The sequence below is a fragment of the Streptomyces longispororuber genome, from assembly GCF_024448165.1.
In the GTDB taxonomy this organism is placed as follows: Bacteria; Actinomycetota; Actinomycetes; order Streptomycetales; family Streptomycetaceae; genus Streptomyces; species Streptomyces longispororuber_A.
In genome coordinates, this window is sequence record NZ_JAMOLN010000130.1 from 1 (window position 1) to 18,458 (window position 18,458).

An 18,458-nucleotide genomic window follows, 5' to 3' on the forward strand; every position below is an offset into this window, starting at 1 on the left:
TCCAGGTCGTCCACAGTCCCAAGTCCCCCGACTGTCAGCGGATTTGGCCGGGCGGCGTCGCACGGCAGCGTTGATCGTAGACCGTCACTCGCGAGTGCACAGGCCCCGGGCGGTGGCGAGGGCCCGGCGACGGAGGCCCGCCGGGCCGATGACGAGGAACACCGCGGTGACCAGCCTCACCCCGGTACGCGACCGTCTGCGCACCCTCACTCCTTCCGCGGCGCAGCGCCGAAGGAAGCGCCACTGACCGCACGGCACAGCTCGCCCGCACATGGAAGCTCTGTTTTCGGGAACCCGTGCCGTATGGCGGTGAAAGCGCGGCGCAGCAAGTTCCGGGACCGGTGGACGGCGTCGCGCGACCTCGCCCTCGAACTGCAGCGGACGGCCCGTACGTTGATCGAGGAGAACCAGATACTCCTCGACGAGAACTGCGAGCTCAGACGCGAGCACACCCGGATATGGAAACGCCAGTGAGCCGGCCGACTCCTGGCCCCTTGCCCACGGCCCCCGGCCCGCGTGCGGCGACGCACGACGGCTGACCGGGCCGTACCCCCGTACGGTCCCCACCAGGGGCACCGTGCGGATCAAGGCTGCGCGAGCCCGGCAAGGACCTCGGCCAGACCGCTCGCCCGGCCCGACGCCGCCGGGACCACGTCGCCCGCCGGGCCGATGACACCGATCACGGCCTCGTCCGCGTGCACGACGACCGTGCAGGACGGCTGCAGTCTGCGGGCCTGGTCGAGAACCGTGGGCGCGTCCGGCGTGAACATGGCACTGAGGTCGACGACCAGCACGTCGGGCATCAGCAGCCGCGCCCGGGCCAGGGCGAGCCGGCTGTCGTGGGTGTGCGACAGCACGCTGACGTCGGGGAGCTCCTCGATCCGGGCGATCAGGGCCGGCACCCTGACGAGCGACGCCACAACGAGCACGGTCAGCATCCATCCATGATCCCCTCACCGCCCCGAGCGGCAAGCCGGACCGGCTCACCCCTGCGCCGACCCGTGCCGTTCGTCGTGGGCTGCGGCCGCGAGACCAGAAGGCCACAGCAGCGAGGGCCGGACTCGGCGCTGCCCGGCGGCGACGCGTTCCACGTCGGCCGGGGCGAACGCCGGAGCCGCCGGGCCGGGTTCCGCGGCTTCGCCGAAGATCCACCCGCGCCTCATGACCGGATCTAGCATGGCGATGGCTTTTCACCGGACCGGAAGAGATGGGGGCTCAGATGGCGGCCGACGGATTCGCAGCGCTCAAACAGGCTCACGACTACCTGCTCGCGGCTGTACGCGGAATCCCGCAGGACGGGTGGGGCAACGCCACGCCGTGCAGCGAGTGGACGGTGCGGCAGGTCCTCAACCACGCGCGTCTGGACCAGCAGGGTCTCATCATGCAGATCACCGGTGTCCAACCGGCGCAGGACCCGTTCGAACCGGCGGACGCCGTGTCCGCCGACCCGGTGGGCGAGTTGGAGCTCGTGCTGCGCGACGCGGCCGCCGCCTGGGCGTCCGGGCAGGACGCCGACAGCGTGCCCACGCCGATGGGGCCGATGCCCGCCCACCTCGGCGCCGCGGCCGCCGCGCTCGACGCGGGCCTGCACGCGTGGGACATCGCCCGGGCCACCGGCCAGGACCTGCCGCTCACGGACGACCTCGCCGAAGGCCTGGAGGAGATCGCGGGCAACCTCGTGGACTTCGTCCGCGACTCGTTCGGCAAGTACGCCCCCGCGGTGCCCACGTCCGCCCGGGCAGGCGCGGCCGAACGACTGCTGGCCTTCACCGGACGCGACCCGAACTGGGCACCGGCAGCCTGACGCCTCAGTCGTCCAGGTTCTCCCGGTAGGCCCGGTGCAGCGCTCTGCCCAGCGGGCAGAGCCGCTCGGGCCCCGTGCACACGTCACAGCCCATCACGTGGTCCAGATACCTGCGGTAGGCGAGCAGCGGCTGCGGCCGCTGCTCCTCACTCGTGTTCATGTTCATCCCCGTTGGCCGGCCGACCACCCACGCGTCGGCTCGTACAGGCGAGTATCGATTCCGGATTCGGCCGCGAACCGCCGAAGCCGGAACGTTGTCCGGAACCTGCCCCAGCGCCAGGTCACGCCCGGCACGACGGGCACACCTGTCACCGGGGACCCGAGCCCAGCGGGCCCCCGGCGGCAGCTCCCTTGCCGCATAAACGTTTCCGCACCGACCCGGCCGAGCCCGGCAGACTCGCCGTGCCCACCCCCGAAAGAGCACGAGCACACGACGTGAGCGGAGCCGGTGCCCGCCGCGTTCGTGCGCGGCGAGCACCGGCTCCGCCCTGCCTCATCCCGCCTCAGCCCGCTTCACTCCGCCTCACCCCGCCCGCATCGCTTCACATGAACATGAAGCTCAGGAGCCGAGGATCCGCGCCTTCTCGGCGGTGAACTCCTCGTCCGTCAGCAGCCCTTGGGCCTTCAGGTCGGCCAGTGCGGTGAGCTGACCGACCCGGTCCGTGGCCGGTGCGGGAGCGGCCGCGGGCGGCGGCGGGGCCGCCTGTGCCTGCGCCGCGCCCTGGTCCATCCACGCCTGCTGCTGGGCCTGCGCGTCGCTCTGCCGGCGCATGTCGCGCTCGGCCATGCCGCGGTTGACGCGGTTGGAGACGGCCGATGCGGTACCGGAGATCACCGCGGTACGCGCGATGGTGCCCAAAAGGCCGGGCCGTCCGAATCGCTGGGGCATTCCGATCCTCCCTCTCGTTGACTCGTCGTCACTCGGCGTCGAGCGCGGTGACGGCCTCGACGACGGCGTCCCGCGGGATGCGTTCCAGGAGCAGCAGCTCACCGCTGGACTCCCGCACCGCGGTCGCGAGACGCGCCGCCCAGGTGTTCTCCCAGGCCACGACGAACGCCGAGGACGCCGGCGGGAGGTTCTCCGCGACGGCCCGCAGGTCCTCGTCGCTGAGCAGGTCGAACTGCACGTCGGCGACCTGCCCGAACGCCTCCGCCACTTCCTCGTCGGCCAGTTCGACGATGTCGACGGAACCGTCCTCGGCCTTGTGCATGAAGCTCAGGTCGAGGATGCGTACGGTGCCGTCCTTCTGCAGTTCGCGCAGCGCGGGCGCGACGTCGCCGTTGAAGCGGCTGCCTTCGAAGGCGACGACGGCGACGTCGACCGGTCCGAGGGTGTCGACTTTCAGGCCACTGGGCACGAGCGGGCCACCTTCCCTGACATACCAAACGGGCAATAGCGAGCATAGTAGGACAATTACTCATTGCGCGAGACGCGAGGACGGGCACATCCGCTCACCAGATCCGGGAAGTTGAACAATTGTCATGTTCGCATCTACCCATCGAAGGGCGGCCCCTGTAATTACCGGAGGTAACACCGACTCCGGGAGGTTTCATGCCCCACCCCAGACCATGGCTGAGAACCTGTACCGTCACCGTCGCCGCAGCGGCCCTGTCCCTCGGCGCGCTCGGCGCACCCTCCGTGAGTGCCCCGCGTACGGCCGCCACCCGCGGCGCCGCGGCCTCCACTCCCCTGCCCGCGGAGCTCGAGCAGATCCGCGCCGCCGAGGCCACCACGCTGTACGGCAGCCCGGCGGAGCGGCCGATGGCCGAGCGCAAGACCTCGCTCGTGTCCATCGGCGACTCGGAGATCTCCGGCGAGGGCGCGGGCTCGTACTGGCCGGGCACCGACGGCCCGACGAACTGGTGCCACCGCTCCAAGGACGCCGCGATCTACCGCACCGGCATCCCGGCCGACGTGCCCACGAACGTCTCGTGCTCCGGCGCGGCCACGTACCACGTCAAGATCGGCGGTGCCAAGCAGTACGCCGATCAGCTCGTGCAGAGCGACAACCTCGCCGTCAAGGCCCGCAACACCCGCGTCAAGATGGTGGTCGTGGTCGTCGGCGCCAATGACGACGTCCAGTTCGGTCCGGTGATGACCGACTGCGTGAAGCGCTGGGTGCTCTCCCAGGGCACCTGCGAGCCGACGTACGCGCCGGGCTGGCAGGCGCGGGTGGACGGCATCGTGCCGAAGGTGTCGGCCACCGTGACCGACCTCAAGAAGGTCATGCGCGACGCCGGGTACGCGGACGACGCCTACAAACTCGTCCTGATGAGCTACCCGTCCCCGATCAGCCCCGACATGCAGGACAACCCGAACTTCCCCGGAAAGCTCCCCGGCGGCTGCCTCGGCTACGACTCGGACGCGGCCTGGGGCCGGAACGTGGCCGTGCCCACCTTCGAGCGCGGCATCCGCAAGGCCGCCCAACTGTCCGGCGCCGACTACCTCGACGCCTCCCGACTGTTCCACGGGCACGAGGTGTGCACGGACTCCACCTGGGCCCGCGGCTTCTTCTACGACGGCTCGTTCCCGCCGGACGAGAACTCGGTCCGGCAGTCCTACCACCCCAACGCCGCGGGCCATGGCGCGTTCGCCGCGTGCTTCAAGCAGTTCTACGACTCCGGTCTGCGCGAGGCGTCGTGCGCCGACCCCGCCTCCACGAACACCCCCAGGCTCTACCCGGGGGCGTGGGACGACAAGTTCGCGCCGCTCAAGAACGAGGCCACCGGCCAGTGCCTGGACGCGGACGGCGGCTCGTCCCGCAACTACACGGCCGTCGTGGGCTGGACCTGCCACGGGGGCCGCAACCAGACCTGGTGGTACGACCCCACGTACCAGTCCCTCCACGTCGGCCTGTCCCACGACCGGTGCCTGGACTCACGTGACATCGCCGCCCCGACCGCCGCCATCCTGTGGAACTGCCACGGCGGCGCCAACCAGAAGTGGACGATGCCCTCGGACGGCACGATCCGCCCGGCCACCGCGAACGGCCTCTGCCTGACGCAGCCGGTCGCGAACAAGGCCGTGGCGCTCCAGGCGTGCAACGGCTCGGCCGCACAACGCTTCGCGTGAACCACCGCCCGTAACCGAAACCGGTGGGACGAGGCCCCCGGACCGCCCTGCGCGACGGCCCGGGGGCCTCCCCTGTCGGACGTCAGCTCGGCGGGGCGAGTACGCAGAATTCGTGCCCCTCCGGGTCGGTCAGGCAGGTCCACGGGACATCGCCCTGGCCGACGTCGAGGTCGGTGGCGCCGAGCGTCCGCAGCCGGGCGACTTCGGCTGACAGATCGTCACCGGGGCCCGGCAGCAGATCGAGATGGACCCGGTCCGGCACGGTCTTCGCATCGCCGGTGCGGATGAACTCCAGGTACGGGCCGACGCCCTTGGCGGAGCGGAACACCGCGCTGTCGTCGGTCACTTCGCGCAGGGTCCAGTCCAGCGCCTCGCCCCAGAACCGGGCCATGGCCCGCGGATGGGCGCAGTCCACCACCACGGCGGCGACGGGCCCCGTGTCCCGGTAGACCTCCCTGGGCTCCAGCACACAGAACTCGTTCCCCTCGGGGTCGGCGAGGACCGTCCACGGCACATCGCCCTGCCCCACGTCGACGGGCGTCGCCCCGAGGGCCCGCAGCCGCGCGACGAGCTCCGCCTGGTGGGCGGCGGAGGTGGAGGCGAGATCGAGGTGCACGCGGTTCTTCACCGCCGCCCTGGGCTCCGGCACGGGGACGACGTCGATCCCCACGGCGACCGGATCGGGCCAGACGAGACCGCCAGGGGGGCCGACATAGGTCGTCGCCCCCGGGCTGTAGGCACTCCAGCCGAGCGCCTGTGCCCAGAACCGGCCGACCGCCGCATGGTCGAGGGCCTTGACGTTCACCATCACGGGTCGCACTGCCATGGCGCGATCCTACGGTCGGTCCGGTCAGCTCGTGCGACCGCCGACGCCGCCCCGGGGAGCGATCGCCGCGACGCGGGCCAGGTCGTCCGCGGTCAGTGCGAAGTCGGCCGCGGCCACGTTCTGTGCGACGCGGTCGGCGCTGCGCGAGCCCGGGATGGGGACGACGCGCAGCGTTCCTGACGGCGAGACGAGCCGCGATCGTGGCGGCGGTGGAGCGACTGTTCCCCTCGACTGCGGCGTAGGGTTCGGCCGTGAAGCGTTCTCCTGCCCCAGCGGTGAACTGGACGCAGCTGCCCGACTGCTACGGGGATGTCGATCGCGTCCCCGCGCTTCTGGACCGGGTGGAGCGCGGCGACGACGCCGAGGCGTGGGACAAGCTGGGCTATCGGCTGGTCCTCGAGGGCGACCTCGTCTTCCCCGCCGGTTTCGCCGCTCTGCCGCGCCTGGTGCGGCTCGCCGCGGACAGCGCGCGGGCGCGCGAACTGGCCGGGACGATCCTGCGCCGCGCGGCAGGACACCACGGCTGCGACGCCCTGCTGGCGGACTGCACCGACGCGATCAAGGAGTTCCGTGCCCTGCTGGACCGGCACCTGCGGTCGCGGCCCGCCGACTACCTCACGGCGTTCCTCGAACTGCTCGCGGCCGACGCGGAGTACCACTGGAGTGCGGTCCTCGGGGACTTCACGGACGACTTCTACGAGGTGGCCTGTCCGCACTGCGCCGTGGACGTCACCATCGCGATCGGGAACCACGGGCGCTATGCGGCGATCCGGGACTGGCACCTGGGCGACGTGGACCGCCGCGGCCTGCGCCCGGCGTCCCCCGGGGAACTCACCGGCACCGGCCGGCGGATGCACGAGACGGTCGTCCGCGACGGGCAAGGAACCCTGGCCGACGGCATCGCCCACCTCTTCGGCCGGGCCGAATGCCCCCGCTGTGCCAGCGTGTTCACCATCGCCGACGAGTACGCGGCCGCCAACCGACCCGTCATGCCGCCCGCCGTGTGATCAGGGCTGGGATGTGGCGACCTTGACGCCGAAGCCGATCAGGACGACTCCCGTGGCGCGGTCCATCGCGCGGCGCACGGCAGGCTTCTCGAAGACGGTGCGGGCCTTGGACAGCACCAGGACGTAGGCGCCGAGCCAGACGAGGGTCAGCGTCGCGTGGACGAGGACCAGCACGCTCATGCCCAGGTGCGGGGAGACGCCGGACGGCGCGAGCGTGGGCAGGAGGCCCGTGTAGAAGACGGCGATCTTCGGGTTGAAGACGTTGCTGACCAGGCCGGTGCGCCATGGGTTGCCGGACGGCGACGGGGCGTCCGGGGCGGGGTGCGATGTGGCACCGCGGCGGCTCTGGAGCAGCGCCTGGACGCCCAGGTACGCGAGGTAGAGGGCGCCGGCGAGCTTGACGATCGTGTACGCCGTGGCCGACGCGGCGAGGACGGCCGCGAGGCCGGCCACCGTCAGCACGCCCCAGACGAGCAGGCCCGTCGTGATGCCGCCGACCGTGCGCAGACCGTCGCGCCGGCCGGACGCGAGGGCGCGCTTCGTCACCACGGCCATGTCAGGGCCGGGAACCATGGTCAGTACGGCGAGCACACCGGTGGCGGCGAGGATCTGAACGAGCATGCGTCCAGTCTCGCACCGCCGGTAAATCAAGCGTGTCCGGTACCGACACCTTGGTATGGTCCGCCGGTTGCACCGCCCGGAACGTGCGGTGACGTCCAGGGAGAGGGGCCGGGGACGATGCAGGCGTCAGAGGTCTCGCGTGCGGTGCACACGGCCAGGTCCATCGCTGCTTCGCTCGGTCTGGTGGCCGACGACGCGATCGTCCTCCACAACTCGAACAAGCTCACCCTGCGTCTGCTGCCCTGTGACGTCCTCGCCAGGGTCGCGCCGAAGGAGCACCAGGTCGCACAGTTCGAGGTCGACCTCGGTCGGCAACTCGCCGCCGCCGGGGGCCCGGTGGCCGCGCTCGACCCCCGCGTCGAGCCGCGCGTCCACGAGCGCGACGGCTTCACGGTGACGTTCTGGACCTACTACGAGTCCACGCCCAGTGAGCGGATCCCACCGGCCGACTATGCGCACGCGCTCGCACGGCTGCACGCCGCGATGCGCGATGTCGGCATCCCCAGCCCGCACTTCACCGACCGCGTCGCCGAGGCGCAGCACCTCGTGGCGCACCACGACCTCACTCCCGCGCTCGCCGACGCCGACCGGGACCTGCTCGGCGGGACACTGCGCGATCTCCGTACGGAACTCGGCGAACACGGTGGCTCCGAGCAGCTGTTGCACGGCGAGCCGCATCCGGGCAACCTCCTCGCCACGCCGCAGGGACTGCTCTTCGTCGACCTGGAGACGTGCTGCCGCGGGCCCGTCGAGTTCGACCTCGCCCACGCCCCCGCGGAGGTCGCCGATCACTACCCGGGGGTCGACCACGACGTGCTGCGCGCCTGCAGGACCCTCATGCTGGCGATGATCACCGCGTGGCGCTGGGACCGGGACGACGAGTTCCCCGACGGGCTCCGGCTGGGGGCGGAGTGGCTCGGTCAGATCCGCGCGCAGCGGTGAGGGCGACGAGCGGGGTCGGCGGCCGGACGCGGCTGTGGTGGAACCCGGGCTTCTGGTTCGGCTCGACGGCACTGGCGGTCCTCCTCCTGGCCCCGATCTGGTTCTGGGGCGCCTTCTCCGGCGGTCTGGACGTGGCGGAGACCTGCGCGCTCCAGGCAGGTCAGGAGTACGACCAGGACTACCGGTCCGAGCACTGGCGCGAGACCTCGCAGGCCTTTCCCCTGCACAACAGGTGCAACGCCGACTACGACCTCGTGCCGGCCTGGGTGAACCCCACCCTCGCCGTGCTGGCGGTCGTCGTCGCGGGCTCCCTGGTCGCGACCCTCGTGACCACGACGGTTCATGTCAGGCGCGCGCTGGCCAGGCGCCGCGGCCCGTCCACCGCCGCCGCCTGAGGCGGACGCGTTCCTCGGCGCGTCACCCCACGACAGCGCCCTCACGGGTCTCTGCCACCTGCCCGCCGACGCGGGCCGCCGTCTCGCGCAGCCAGATGTGGGCGGCGTCGTGCGTGTGCACGGGGTGCCACCACAGGGCCTCCTGCAAGGTCACCGCCTCGTAGGGCGGCTCCAGGACGCGGACGGCGGCGACCGGCGTCAGCAGTCGGGCGAGCCGCGCCTGGATCAGGGCGATGCGCCGGGTGCCGGCCACCAGGAGCGGCAGCAGCTGGAAGCTGTCGACGGAGACCTCGACGTGCGGTTCGATGCCGAGCATGCCGAGCTGGCGGACGGCCGGGGCGTCGTAGGTGCGCTGGTAGGTGACCCAGGGCAGGCGGGCCAGGTCCTCGCGGGTGAGCCGGTCCGCGACGCCCGGGTGGTCGTCGGCGACGAGGAAGACCCAGCGGTCGTCGTAGAGGTCGGTGGCGGGGAAGCCGCTGATGATGCCGTGCGGCATGAGCAGACCGTCGACCGCGCTGAGCAGTGTGGCGGTGTCGTCGACGGCGGTGGGCGGGGTCTGGGCGAAGCGCAGGCGGATGCCGGGGGCCTCCTCGTGCACGACGCGGGCGAGGCGGGCGCCGAAGACGGAGACGGCGTAGTCGGACGCCACCAGCGTGAACTCACGGCTCTCCCGGGCCGGGTCGAAGTCGGCCTGGCTGGCGAAGAGGCGTTCCAGGACGTCGTACGCGGTCGAGGTGCGGTCGAGCAGGACCTGTCCGAGCGCGGTCAGCTCGTAGTGGCCGCCGACGCGGGCCAGCAGATCGTCGTCGAAGTGGCGGCGGAGCCGGGACAGGGCCGCGCTCATGGCGGGCTGGCTCAGCCCGACGCGCTGTCCGGCGCGCGTGACGTTGCGCTCCTCGAGGAGGGCGCGCAGGGCGACGACGAGGTTGAGGTCCAGACGGGCCAGATTCATGGGCTTTCCCCTGCCGTTCGACGCCGACCAGGGTTCATTCGTCCGATGGATGCCTGTCATCCACACAATCGATTTCCCTGATCACCGAGTGCGGGTCCAGATTAGTCGCACCGCAACCAGGAGGACTCGTCCGTGAAACCTGACCCCGTGCCCACCCTGTTCGCCGGCCCTTTCGCGCTCGCGACCCTCTCGCCTCCGGACGGGCCGCCCCTGCCGGCTCTCGTCACCCCGGACGCACGCGTCGTCGATCTGCGGATCGCCCTGGACGCACCACAGTTGACGGTCCGTCTGCTGTTGGAGGACTGGGCCGGGGTGCTGCCGCGACTGCGGTCGCTGGCGGGTGACAGCGGTGTGGAGCGCAGGCCGTTGGCCGACTTCCGGGTGCACGCCCCGGTCGAACCGCGCCAGGTGTTCCAGTCCGGCGCGAACTACCGCCGGCACGTCATCGACCTGCACGTCGCCCATCGCGCACCCGGTGACGACCGCCCCGAGGCGGAGCGGCGGGCGGAGGCCGCGGACATCATGGACCGACGGGCCGCGGAGGACCTTCCGTACGTCTTCATCGGCCTGCCGAGCGCGGTCACCGGCCCGTACGACGACGTCGCCCTGCCCGCCTGGGCCGAACAGCCCGACTGGGAGCTGGAGTTGGCGGCCGTCATCGGCCGGCCCGCCTACCGGGTGCCGGTCGGCGAAGCCCTGGAGCACGTCGCCGGGTACACCATCGCCAACGACCTCACCGACCGGGCGACCGTCTTCCGCCGGGACATGCCGCAGATCGGCACGGACTGGCTGCGCAGCAAGAACGCCCCCGGCTTCACGCCGCTCGGCCCGTGGATCGTGCCCGCCGAGTCGGTCACCGATCCCGGCGACCTGCGTCTGGTCCTCCGGCTCAACGGCGAGACCATGCAGGACGAGTCCACCAAGGACATGATCTTCGACGTGGCCCGGATGGTGTCCCACGTCTCGCAGACCGTCCGCCTCCTGCCCGGCGACCTGGTGCTGACCGGCTCCCCCGCCGGAAACGGCCTGCACTGGGGGCGGCTGCTGCGCGACGGCGACGTGATGGACGCCGCCATCACCGGGCTCGGCGCACAGCGCACTCACTGCGTGGCGGAGGCGGCGTCGTGATCCCGGACCGGGACGATCCGGCGGGCGCGATCGCCGAGGCCGCCAAGTCCTGCTCGAACTGGGGCCGTTGGGGCGACGACGACCGGATCGGCACGCTCAACTTCCTCGACGCCGCCAAGCGCCGCGAGGGAGCGGCGCTCGTCCGCCGGGGCGTCAGCTTCTCGCTGTCGCAGCGGTTCGACATGGACGGCCCACAGCAGGGCTGGCGGCGGCGCACCAACCCCGTCCACACGATGCTCGACACCGGCACCGACGCGGCGCTCGGTCTGCAGGGTTTCCCGCACGGGCTCGGCGGCGCCGACGACGTGATCGCCATGCCGCTGCAGTGCTCCACCCAGTGGGACGGCCTCGGCCACATCTTCGACCACGGCAGGGCGTGGAACGGCCGGGCCGCCGCGGCCACCGTCACCTCCGACGGCGACCTGGTCACCGGCATCGAGCACATGGCCCCGCACGTCGCCGGGCGCGGAGTCCTCCTCGACGTGGGCCGTGTCGTCGGCGCCGACGGCGAACTCCCCGACGGCTTCGCCGTCACCGCGGACCATCTGGCCGCCGCCGCGGCGGCGCACGGCGTGTCCGTCGGCCGCGGGGACCTCGTGCTGGTGCGCACCGGACGCCTCGCCCGCGCCCGCCGCGAGGGCTGGGGCGAGTACGCGGGCGGCCCGGCCCCCGGACTCTCCTTCACCACCGCAGGCTGGCTGCACCGCACGGAGATCGCCGCGATCGCCACCGACACGTGGGGGTTCGAGGTCCGGCCGAACGAGTTCGAGCATGCCTTCCAGCCGCTGCACCAGGTCGCCATCCCGCACATCGGTCTGCTCATCGGCGAGATGTGGGACCTGGACGCGCTGGCCGCCGACTGCGCCGACGACGGCACGTACGACTTCTGGCTCACCGCCGCCCCGCTGCCCATCACCGGGGCCGTCGGTTCACCCGTCAACCCCGTCGCGGTCAAATAGTCCGCAACCATCCTGCGGAGCAAGGGAGTTCCCCTCATGAGCACATCCCGATCGGTCCTCGTCATCGGTGGCGGCGCGGCCGGCAGCGCGGCGACGATCCTGCTGCGTCGCGCCGGGATCGCCGTCGACCTGATCGAGGCGAAGGACGACTGGAACGCGGCCGCCGGCTCCGGCATCACGCTGCAGGGCAACGCCCTGCGCGTCCTGCGCGAACTCGGCGTCTGGGACCAGGTGGAGAAGTCCGGCCTCGGCTTCGGCTCGGTCGGCATCACCACGCCTGACGGCACCGTCCTGCACGTCGCCGACGACCTGCGCACCGGTGGCGACGACCTGCCGGCCACCGTCGGCATGCAGCGCCCCGCGCTCCAGCGCATCCTCATCGACGCCGTGCGGGCGAGCGGCGCTGCCGTCCGCCTGGGCGTCCGCGCCACCTCCCTCGACCAGTCCGCCGACGAGCCCGGGGTCACCGTCCGCTTCAGCGACGGCGACGCGCGCCGCTACGACCTGGTGATCGGCGCCGACGGACTCGCCTCCGCCACCCGCGCGTCGATCGGCATCACGGACCGGCCCGAGCCGACCGGCATGGCCATCTGGCGCATCGCCGCGCCCCGCCCGGCCGGTGTCACCCGCACCGACCTCGCCTACGGCGGCCCCGCCTACATCGCCGGCTACTGCCCCACCGGCGAGGACACCCTCTATGCGTACGTCGTCGAGGCCCGCCGCGACCGTGCGTCCATACCGCCCGCCTCGTACGCCGACGAGATGCGCGGCCTCGCGCGGCACTACGGAGGGTTCTGGCCCGAGATCACGGCACACATCACGGACCCGGAGAAGGTCAACTACACCTGGTTCGACCGCCTGTTGGTGGAGGGCTCGTGGCACCGCGGCCGGGTCGTGCTCGTCGGCGACGCCGTGCACTGCTGCCCGCCCACCCTCGCCCAGGGCGCCGCACTGTCCCTGGAGGACGCCTGGGTCCTCGCCCAGCTGCTGACCGCCGGCGACACCTGGGACGACGCCCTGTTCCTGACGTACTACGAGCGTCGGATCGCCCGCGTCCGGCCCGTCGTCGAGGCGTCGGTGCAGATCGGGCAGTGGCAGCTCGACGGGGTGCGCGACGCCGACGTCCCGGGCCTGATGGGCCGCACGATGGCCCTGCTGCGGGAGCTGCCGTGACGACATCACCGCCCACCGTCGACGTGCACGCGCACGTCCTGCTGCCCGAGGTCGACGCCCTCGTCGAGGGCCTGCCCGGCCACGCCGAGGCACGCGCCCTGGACGCCCGCCGCAACGGCCCCGCCGCACTCCAGGTGAACGACCCCATGATCGGCGAGCGGATCGGCCTGCTGACCGACGTGCGGGCCCGGCTCACCGCGATGGACGCCCAGGGCGTGGACGTCCAGCTGGTCAGCCCGTCCCCCTCGCACTACCACTACTGGGCGGACGGGACGACGGCCGAGAAGGTGTACCGGCTCGCCAACGAGGCGACGGCCGCGCACTGTTCGGCGGCACCCGACCGGCTGCGCGGCCTCGGCCTCGTGCCGCTCCAGCACCCCGGCCAGGCCGTGCGGGCCCTCGACCACGCCCTGGAACAGGGGCTGGCCGGAGTCGAGATCTCCAGCCACGCGCCGGACCGGGACCTGTCCGATCCGGCCTACGAACCCTTGTGGTCCCGCGCCGCGAGCACGGGGGCGATCGTCTTCCTGCACCCCTTCGGCTGCACGCTCGACGAGCGGCTCGGCCGGTGGTACCTGTCCAACACCGTCGGCCAGCCCGCCGAGAACGCCGTCGCCCTCTCGCACCTGATCTTCTCCGGCGTCCTCGACCGCCACCCCGCACTCACCCTGATCGCGGCGCACGGCGGCGGCTATCTGCCCACCCACATCGGCCGCTCCGACCACGCCTGGGCCGTCCGCCCCGACGCCAGGACCGGCTGCGCCGCCCCGCCCAGCAGCTACCTCCGGCGGATCCACTTCGACTCCCTGGTCCACGACCCGTACGTCCTGCGGGAGTTGGTGCGCGTGGCGGGCGCGGACCGGGTGCTGCTCGGTTCCGACTTCCCGTTCGACATGGGTGCCGGTGACCCGGTGGGCGCGCTGCGCGCCGCCCGGCTGCCGGACGCCGACTTCCACGCCGTACGGGGCGGCAACGCGGCCGCCCTCCTCCGGAAGGACTGACACCATGCCCCGCCTGCTCACCCATCTGCGGCACGTCGACCTCGCCGTGCCCGACTACGACAAGCAGCTCGACTTCTACTCCGGCGTCTGGGGCCTCACCAAGGTCGCCGAGGATTCGGGCATCTCCTTCCTGGCCGCCGAGGGCAGCCCCGAGCAGTACGTCGTGCGCCTGCGCAAGGCTGCCGAGAAGCGGCTCGACCTCGTCTCCTACGGGGCCGCCACCCCGGCCGACGTGGACGCGCTCGCCGAGCAACTCCTCTCCGGTGACGTGCAGTTGATCTCGCGGCCGGGGAAGGTCGACACACCGGGCGGCGGCTACGGCTTCCGGTTCTTCGACATCGACGGGCGCACCGTCGAGGTCTCCGCCGACGTCGCGGTCCGCCGGCACCGCAGGATCGAGGAGAAGGAGGCCGTCCCGGTCAAGCTGTCCCACGTCGTCCTCAACTCGCCCGATCTGAACCGGACCAGGCAGTGGTACGAGCGCCATCTGGGCTTCGCGCTCTCCGACACGCTCAGTTCGCCGCACATGGGCGAGGTCATGCACTTCATGCGGATCTCCAGCCGGCACCACTCCATGGCGATCGCGCAGGGTCCGCACACCGCCCTGCACCACGTGTCGTTCGAGATGCGCGGCCTCGACGAGTACATGCGCGGATCGGGCCGGGTCATGCGGGCCGGGTTCCAGAAGATCTGGGGGCCCGGCCGGCACCTGGCGGGTGACAACACCTTCACGTACTTCCTGGATCCGCACGGCAACACCGTGGAGTACACGACGGAGTTGGAGCTGCTGGACGAGGACACCTGGCATCCGCACGTCTACGACTTCTCCCGGCCCGAGGTCACCGACCAGTGGGGGACGGCGAACGCGATGAACGAGTTCGTCGCCAAGGAGTCGTTCAACGATCCGGACCGGGGCGTGTTCGTGGCCCCGCCGGTCTGATCCCGCCCCCGACCACCGCCCCTTCCCCGCGCCAGGAGAAACCGCCGTGCGCTTCGCCGCCTATGTGCACCAGCACCAGAGTCACCTCGCTGTCGTCGGGACGGACGGCACCCTCCACCCCGTCGCCGGAGTGCGCTCGCTCACCGAACTCCTCGCCTCCGGCGGCGGGTCGGCGGGCCTGCTCCGGGCGGGCGGCGAGGCCCTGGAGGCGGCGCCCGGGCCGCACGTCTCGCAGGTCCGGCTGCTCCCACCGCTGCGGCCGGCGTCCGTACGGGACTTCGTGACCTTCGAGGAGCACGTGGAGGGCGTACGCCGCTCCGTCGACGGCGCCGACGGCGTGCCCGAGCAGTGGTACGCGGCACCGACCTTCTACTTCACCAATCCGCACGCCGTCCACGGCCCCGGCGACGACGTCCCGATGCCACCGGGATCCGCCGTTCTGGACTTCGAGTTGGAGGTGGCCGCCGTCATCGGCCGCGAGGGACGCGACCTCACGCCCGAGCAGGCCCGCGACCACATCGTCGGCTACACCGTCTTCAACGACTGGTCCGCGCGCGATCTCCAGTCCGCCGAGATGACGGTGGGCCTCGGCCCCTGCAAGGGCAAGGACACCGCCGGCACGCTCGGCCCGTATCTCGTCACCGCCGACGAACTGGAGCCCCACCGGGACGCCGACGGGTTCCTGCGCCTCGCGCTGACCGCCGAGGTCAACGGCGCGGTGATCGGCAGGGACCTGCTGTCCAACATGAGCTGGACGTTCGAGGAGATGGCCGCCTACGCCTCCCGCGGCACCGTGGTCCGCCCCGGCGACGTGCTCGGCTCCGGCACCTGCGGCAACGGCGGCTGCCTCGCGGAACTGTGGGGGCTGCGCGGCGAGCAGAGCCCCCCGCCGCTGAAGCCCGGCGACACGGTCACACTCACCGTCGAGGGGATCGGCACGCTCTCCAACACCGTGGTCGCCGGCGCGGACCCGGTTCCCCTGCCGGTCGGGCGCCGCCGCTCCCGGGAGCGGCCGTGAGCGGTCCGCGCCCCGCGCAGAGCTGACAGCCGACGGCATCGGCGTCACGATGGGTGCGACCCGTCCGAATTCGGGCGGGCCTCACCCCACGGGGGGGCCGGGCGGACCGGAGGCGGCATGGCCCTGATCGTCCTGTGCGTCTGGTACTTCGCGTGCGGCGCCGGTCTGGTGCTGACCCTGGTGCCGCAGTCCCGGCGCGAGCGCCGGCTGCGCCGCCACGGGCGCCGCGTCACCGCGGTGTGCCGCGGGCACCTCAATGCCGTGGACGAGAACCGCCCGCTGCGGATCCGGTGCGCGTTCCGTCCCCCGTCGGTCGAGCGCGGGGAGTACGAGGTGATCGTCGAGACCGGTGAGCACATCCCTCAGGTCGGCGACCGGGTACGGATCGTGCACGACCCCGAGGACCTCACGGTCGCCGTGCTCGCGGACCGTGTCGGGTCCCCGGGGTTCGGCCGGCGCGACATCATCGGGTTCCTGACGGTGACCGTCCTGTACGCCGCACTGGCGGGCTGTCTCGCCGCCGTCGACTGACGTGCGCCGTCAGATGCCGCAGGAGGATGCCGACCAGTAGCGCGAGCTCTGGCTGCCGAGGTGGGCGTGATCGCTGTGGCCGGGATAGCCGGGCCCCAGGATCTCGTTGAACCCGTGGTTCCTGGCCTGCTTGGCGATCTCGCAGAACGACGGTGAGCCGACGAGGTCGATGCCGCGGCCGTAGAGATGGTTGCTGTTCGCGGCGCCGCCGACCGCGTTGTTGCAGGCCGTGGAGCGGAAGCCGCTGCTGGTGGTCAGCGCGCGGTCGCCGAGGGCGTGCCGCAGGGCCTCCAGCTTCCACATCTGCTGCAGCGCGTTCGCCTTCGCGGCGGCCGCGGACACGGCGCCGCCGGACCAGTCGGAGTTGCAGCGGTTCATCTCGGCGTAGGTGAAGTGGGCCGGGGTGCAGTCGCCGTCCTGGAGGGCGTAGAGCTTGGTGAAGGTCTGGGTACCGGCGACCCCGTCCGCGGACAGGCCGTAGGCCTGCTGGAAGCGGGTGACCGCGGCCTTGGTGGCGGGGCCGAACTCCCCGTCCACCGCGAGGACGCCTCCGTAGCCGGGGTAGCCGGCGACCCGGATCTGCAGTTGGCGGACGTCCTCACCGCTGGCGCCCTGACTGAGCGCCCGGTTCCAGGTGTAGCAGTCGTCGGCGTGGGCGGTGCCCGCGGTGACCGCGCCTCCCAACACCACGAATGAGGCGAGCATGACAAGAGAAAGCAAGGCGCGAAGGGGCCGTCTGAGCACAGTGCCTCCTGAGGCGGAAGATGCGGAACGGAGCCGGGCGAGAACGAATCTGCCCGGCTCCGCTACGCGCGTCAATAGGGCCCGCGACAGGGCGACTTGACGATCTCAGTGCGCCGCGTCGCTCGGTGCGGCCTCGGTCGCCGACAGCGCGTGCGACGCGGACACCTCCGAGCGTTCGCCGCCGCGGTCGATCAGGCCGCTCACGACGGCGAGGGCGAGACCGGCCAGGGCGAGGACGGCGCCCGCCAGGTTGGGCGAGGCCCAGCCCCAGCCCGCCGAGATGACCAGGCCGCCGATCCAGGCACCGCCCGCGTTGGCCAGGTTGAACGCAGAGTGGTTCGACGCCGCGGCCATCGTGGGCGCGTTCTTCGCCTTGGCCATGAGCAGCATCTGCACGGGCGTCGTGATGAGCGAACCCATCGCGCCGATGAAGGTGATGGTCAGGAGCGCGGGCACCGTGCTGTGGACGGTGAAGTAGAACGTCACCAGCGCCGCGGCGAGCAGCGCGAGCCCCCAGTAGAGGGTGGGCCGCAGGGCGCGGTCGGTGAGCGGGCCCGCGATCAGCGTGCCGAGCGTCATGCCGACGCCGTACAGCGCGAGAACCAGGGTGGTCGACGAGTCCGAGAACCCCGTGAGGTGGGTCAGCATCGGGACCAGGTAGCTGTAGACGGCGAAGAAGCCGCCGAATCCGACGACGGCGGTGGCGAGGCCGAGGACGACCTGCTTGTTGCCCATCGCCCGCAGCTCGTGCCGGATCCCGGACTGGGCGCCGCGCGGCTGGTGGGGAACGAACAGGGCCAGGGCGGCGAGGGCGAGGAGCCCGATGACGGCGACCGCCCAGTAGGCGGAGCGCCAGCCGAGCTGCTGGCCGAGCGCCGTCCCGGCCGGCACCCCGACGATGTTGGCGACGGTGAGTCCGAGGAACATCTTCGACACCGCGCGGGCCGCCCGGTCGGGGGCGACGAGCCGGGAGGCGACGACGGCGCCGACGCCGAACAGGGCGCCGTGGGGCAGGCCCGCCACGAAGCGGGCGGCGAAGAGGGTGCCGAAGTCGGGGGCGAGCGCGGACGCGGAGTTGCCCACGACGAACAGGGCGGTCAGGAGCAGCAGCAGTCGCTTGTGCGGCACGCGTGCGCAGATGCCGGTGAGGACGGGGGCGCCGACGACGACGCCGAGGGCGTACGCCGAGACGAGGTTGCCCGCGTGGGGCACGGACACGCCGACGCCGTCAGCGATCTGGGGCAGCAGCCCCATCGTGGCGAACTCGGTGGTGCCGATGCCGAACGCGACAACGGCCAGGGCCAGCAGGGCCAGCGGCATGGTGCGGGGAAACCTTTCGAAGAC

At 72.1% G+C, this 18,458-nt stretch carries 23 protein-coding genes; 13 read left to right on the forward strand and 10 right to left on the reverse strand.

Annotated elements, in window-relative coordinates; all coding sequences use genetic code 11:
- The first annotated feature begins 303 nt into the window (after positions 1 to 303).
- Positions 304 to 474, forward strand: coding sequence for a hypothetical protein (locus M4J07_RS30580; RefSeq protein WP_255976989.1), 171 nt, complete (start codon positions 304 to 306; stop codon positions 472 to 474).
- Between the two features lie 110 nt (positions 475 to 584).
- Here the strand turns inward: M4J07_RS30580 and M4J07_RS30585 are convergent, their stop codons facing one another.
- Together M4J07_RS30585 and M4J07_RS30590 are read right to left on the reverse strand one after the other, a co-directional pair.
- A complete protein-coding gene (locus tag M4J07_RS30585; protein ID WP_255976991.1) occupies positions 585 to 938 on the reverse strand; it encodes a hypothetical protein in 354 nt (117 codons plus the stop codon).
- Between the two features lie 45 nt (positions 939 to 983).
- A complete protein-coding gene (locus M4J07_RS30590; RefSeq protein ID WP_255976993.1) occupies positions 984 to 1,163 on the reverse strand; it encodes a hypothetical protein in 180 nt (59 codons plus the stop codon).
- A 56-nt stretch (positions 1,164 to 1,219) separates the two neighbouring features.
- Between M4J07_RS30590 and M4J07_RS30595 the strand changes: the two genes are divergently transcribed.
- Positions 1,220 to 1,804 carry a TIGR03086 family metal-binding protein gene (locus M4J07_RS30595; protein ID WP_255976995.1) on the forward strand — a complete coding sequence of 195 codons (585 nt, stop codon included), beginning with the start codon at positions 1,220 to 1,222 and terminating at the stop codon, positions 1,802 to 1,804.
- Between the two features lie 4 nt (positions 1,805 to 1,808).
- Here the strand turns inward: M4J07_RS30595 and M4J07_RS30600 are convergent, their stop codons facing one another.
- The 3 genes from M4J07_RS30600 to M4J07_RS30610 form a co-directional block, all read right to left on the reverse strand.
- Complete coding sequence (locus M4J07_RS30600; protein ID WP_255976997.1) at positions 1,809 to 1,964, reverse strand: hypothetical protein; 156 nt, start codon at positions 1,962 to 1,964, stop codon at positions 1,809 to 1,811.
- 399 nt (positions 1,965 to 2,363) lie between these two features.
- Entirely contained in the window at positions 2,364 to 2,693 is a 330-nt protein-coding gene (locus M4J07_RS30605) for an SHOCT domain-containing protein (RefSeq protein ID WP_255976998.1), read from the reverse strand.
- Between the two features lie 28 nt (positions 2,694 to 2,721).
- On the reverse strand, positions 2,722 to 3,162 hold the full coding sequence (locus M4J07_RS30610) for a DUF6325 family protein (RefSeq protein WP_255977000.1): 441 nt from the start codon (positions 3,160 to 3,162) through the stop codon (positions 2,722 to 2,724).
- Between the two features lie 194 nt (positions 3,163 to 3,356).
- On the opposite strand from M4J07_RS30610, the gene M4J07_RS30615 reads away from it, so the two are divergent.
- Positions 3,357 to 4,877 carry a ricin-type beta-trefoil lectin domain protein gene (locus M4J07_RS30615; protein ID WP_255977002.1) on the forward strand — a complete coding sequence of 507 codons (1,521 nt, stop codon included), beginning with the start codon at positions 3,357 to 3,359 and terminating at the stop codon, positions 4,875 to 4,877.
- An 82-nt stretch (positions 4,878 to 4,959) separates the two neighbouring features.
- Here the strand turns inward: M4J07_RS30615 and M4J07_RS30620 are convergent, their stop codons facing one another.
- Entirely contained in the window at positions 4,960 to 5,703 is a 744-nt protein-coding gene (locus tag M4J07_RS30620; RefSeq protein WP_255977004.1) for a VOC family protein, read from the reverse strand.
- A gap of 251 nt (positions 5,704 to 5,954) precedes the next feature.
- On the opposite strand from M4J07_RS30620, the gene M4J07_RS30625 reads away from it, so the two are divergent.
- Positions 5,955 to 6,710 carry a hypothetical protein gene (locus tag M4J07_RS30625; protein ID WP_255977006.1) on the forward strand — a complete coding sequence of 252 codons (756 nt, stop codon included), beginning with the start codon at positions 5,955 to 5,957 and terminating at the stop codon, positions 6,708 to 6,710.
- On the opposite strand, the gene M4J07_RS30630 is transcribed toward M4J07_RS30625, so the two are convergent.
- Positions 6,711 to 7,331, reverse strand: coding sequence for a LysE family translocator (locus M4J07_RS30630; RefSeq protein ID WP_255977008.1), 621 nt, complete (start codon positions 7,329 to 7,331; stop codon positions 6,711 to 6,713).
- A 117-nt stretch (positions 7,332 to 7,448) separates the two neighbouring features.
- On the opposite strand from M4J07_RS30630, the gene M4J07_RS30635 reads away from it, so the two are divergent.
- Positions 7,449 to 8,273, forward strand: a complete 825-nt coding sequence (locus M4J07_RS30635; protein ID WP_255977010.1) for a phosphotransferase — start codon at positions 7,449 to 7,451, stop codon at positions 8,271 to 8,273.
- Positions 8,270 to 8,668, forward strand: a complete 399-nt coding sequence (locus M4J07_RS30640) for a hypothetical protein (protein ID WP_255977012.1) — start codon at positions 8,270 to 8,272, stop codon at positions 8,666 to 8,668. Before M4J07_RS30635 ends, M4J07_RS30640 begins: the two co-directional genes overlap by 4 nt.
- Positions 8,669 to 8,690: 22 nt before the next feature.
- Here the strand turns inward: M4J07_RS30640 and M4J07_RS30645 are convergent, their stop codons facing one another.
- Positions 8,691 to 9,620, reverse strand: coding sequence for a LysR family transcriptional regulator (locus M4J07_RS30645; protein ID WP_255977015.1), 930 nt, complete (start codon positions 9,618 to 9,620; stop codon positions 8,691 to 8,693).
- 132 nt (positions 9,621 to 9,752) lie between these two features.
- Between M4J07_RS30645 and M4J07_RS30650 the strand changes: the two genes are divergently transcribed.
- The 7 genes from M4J07_RS30650 (at position 9,753) to M4J07_RS30680 (ending at position 16,370) form a co-directional block, all read left to right on the forward strand.
- Positions 9,753 to 10,748 (forward strand): fumarylacetoacetate hydrolase family protein, encoded by a 996-nt coding sequence (locus M4J07_RS30650; protein WP_255977016.1) that lies wholly within the window; start codon positions 9,753 to 9,755, stop codon positions 10,746 to 10,748.
- Complete coding sequence (locus tag M4J07_RS30655) at positions 10,745 to 11,707, forward strand: cyclase family protein (RefSeq protein ID WP_255977017.1); 963 nt, start codon at positions 10,745 to 10,747, stop codon at positions 11,705 to 11,707. The genes M4J07_RS30650 and M4J07_RS30655 overlap by 4 nt, the downstream gene beginning before the upstream one ends.
- 36 nt (positions 11,708 to 11,743) lie before the next feature.
- Positions 11,744 to 12,880, forward strand: coding sequence for an FAD-dependent oxidoreductase (locus M4J07_RS30660; protein WP_255977018.1), 1,137 nt, complete (start codon positions 11,744 to 11,746; stop codon positions 12,878 to 12,880).
- Positions 12,877 to 13,881, forward strand: coding sequence for an amidohydrolase family protein (locus M4J07_RS30665; protein ID WP_255977019.1), 1,005 nt, complete (start codon positions 12,877 to 12,879; stop codon positions 13,879 to 13,881). The genes M4J07_RS30660 and M4J07_RS30665 overlap by 4 nt, the downstream gene beginning before the upstream one ends.
- Before the next feature lie 4 nt (positions 13,882 to 13,885).
- A complete protein-coding gene (locus M4J07_RS30670; protein ID WP_255977020.1) occupies positions 13,886 to 14,821 on the forward strand; it encodes a VOC family protein in 936 nt (311 codons plus the stop codon).
- Between the two features lie 46 nt (positions 14,822 to 14,867).
- A complete protein-coding gene (locus tag M4J07_RS30675) occupies positions 14,868 to 15,839 on the forward strand; it encodes a fumarylacetoacetate hydrolase family protein (protein ID WP_255977021.1) in 972 nt (323 codons plus the stop codon).
- A gap of 117 nt (positions 15,840 to 15,956) precedes the next feature.
- Positions 15,957 to 16,370 carry a DUF3592 domain-containing protein gene (locus M4J07_RS30680; protein ID WP_255977022.1) on the forward strand — a complete coding sequence of 138 codons (414 nt, stop codon included), beginning with the start codon at positions 15,957 to 15,959 and terminating at the stop codon, positions 16,368 to 16,370.
- A gap of 9 nt (positions 16,371 to 16,379) precedes the next feature.
- On the opposite strand, the gene M4J07_RS30685 is transcribed toward M4J07_RS30680, so the two are convergent.
- Positions 16,380 to 17,114 (reverse strand): D-Ala-D-Ala carboxypeptidase family metallohydrolase, encoded by a 735-nt coding sequence (locus M4J07_RS30685; RefSeq protein ID WP_255977023.1) that lies wholly within the window; start codon positions 17,112 to 17,114, stop codon positions 16,380 to 16,382.
- 105 nt (positions 17,115 to 17,219) lie between these two features.
- Positions 17,220 to 18,434: an MFS transporter gene (locus tag M4J07_RS30690; protein WP_255977024.1), complete on the reverse strand. Its 1,215-nt coding sequence runs from the start codon at positions 18,432 to 18,434 to the stop codon at positions 17,220 to 17,222.
- Positions 18,435 to 18,458: the final 24 nt, after the last annotated feature.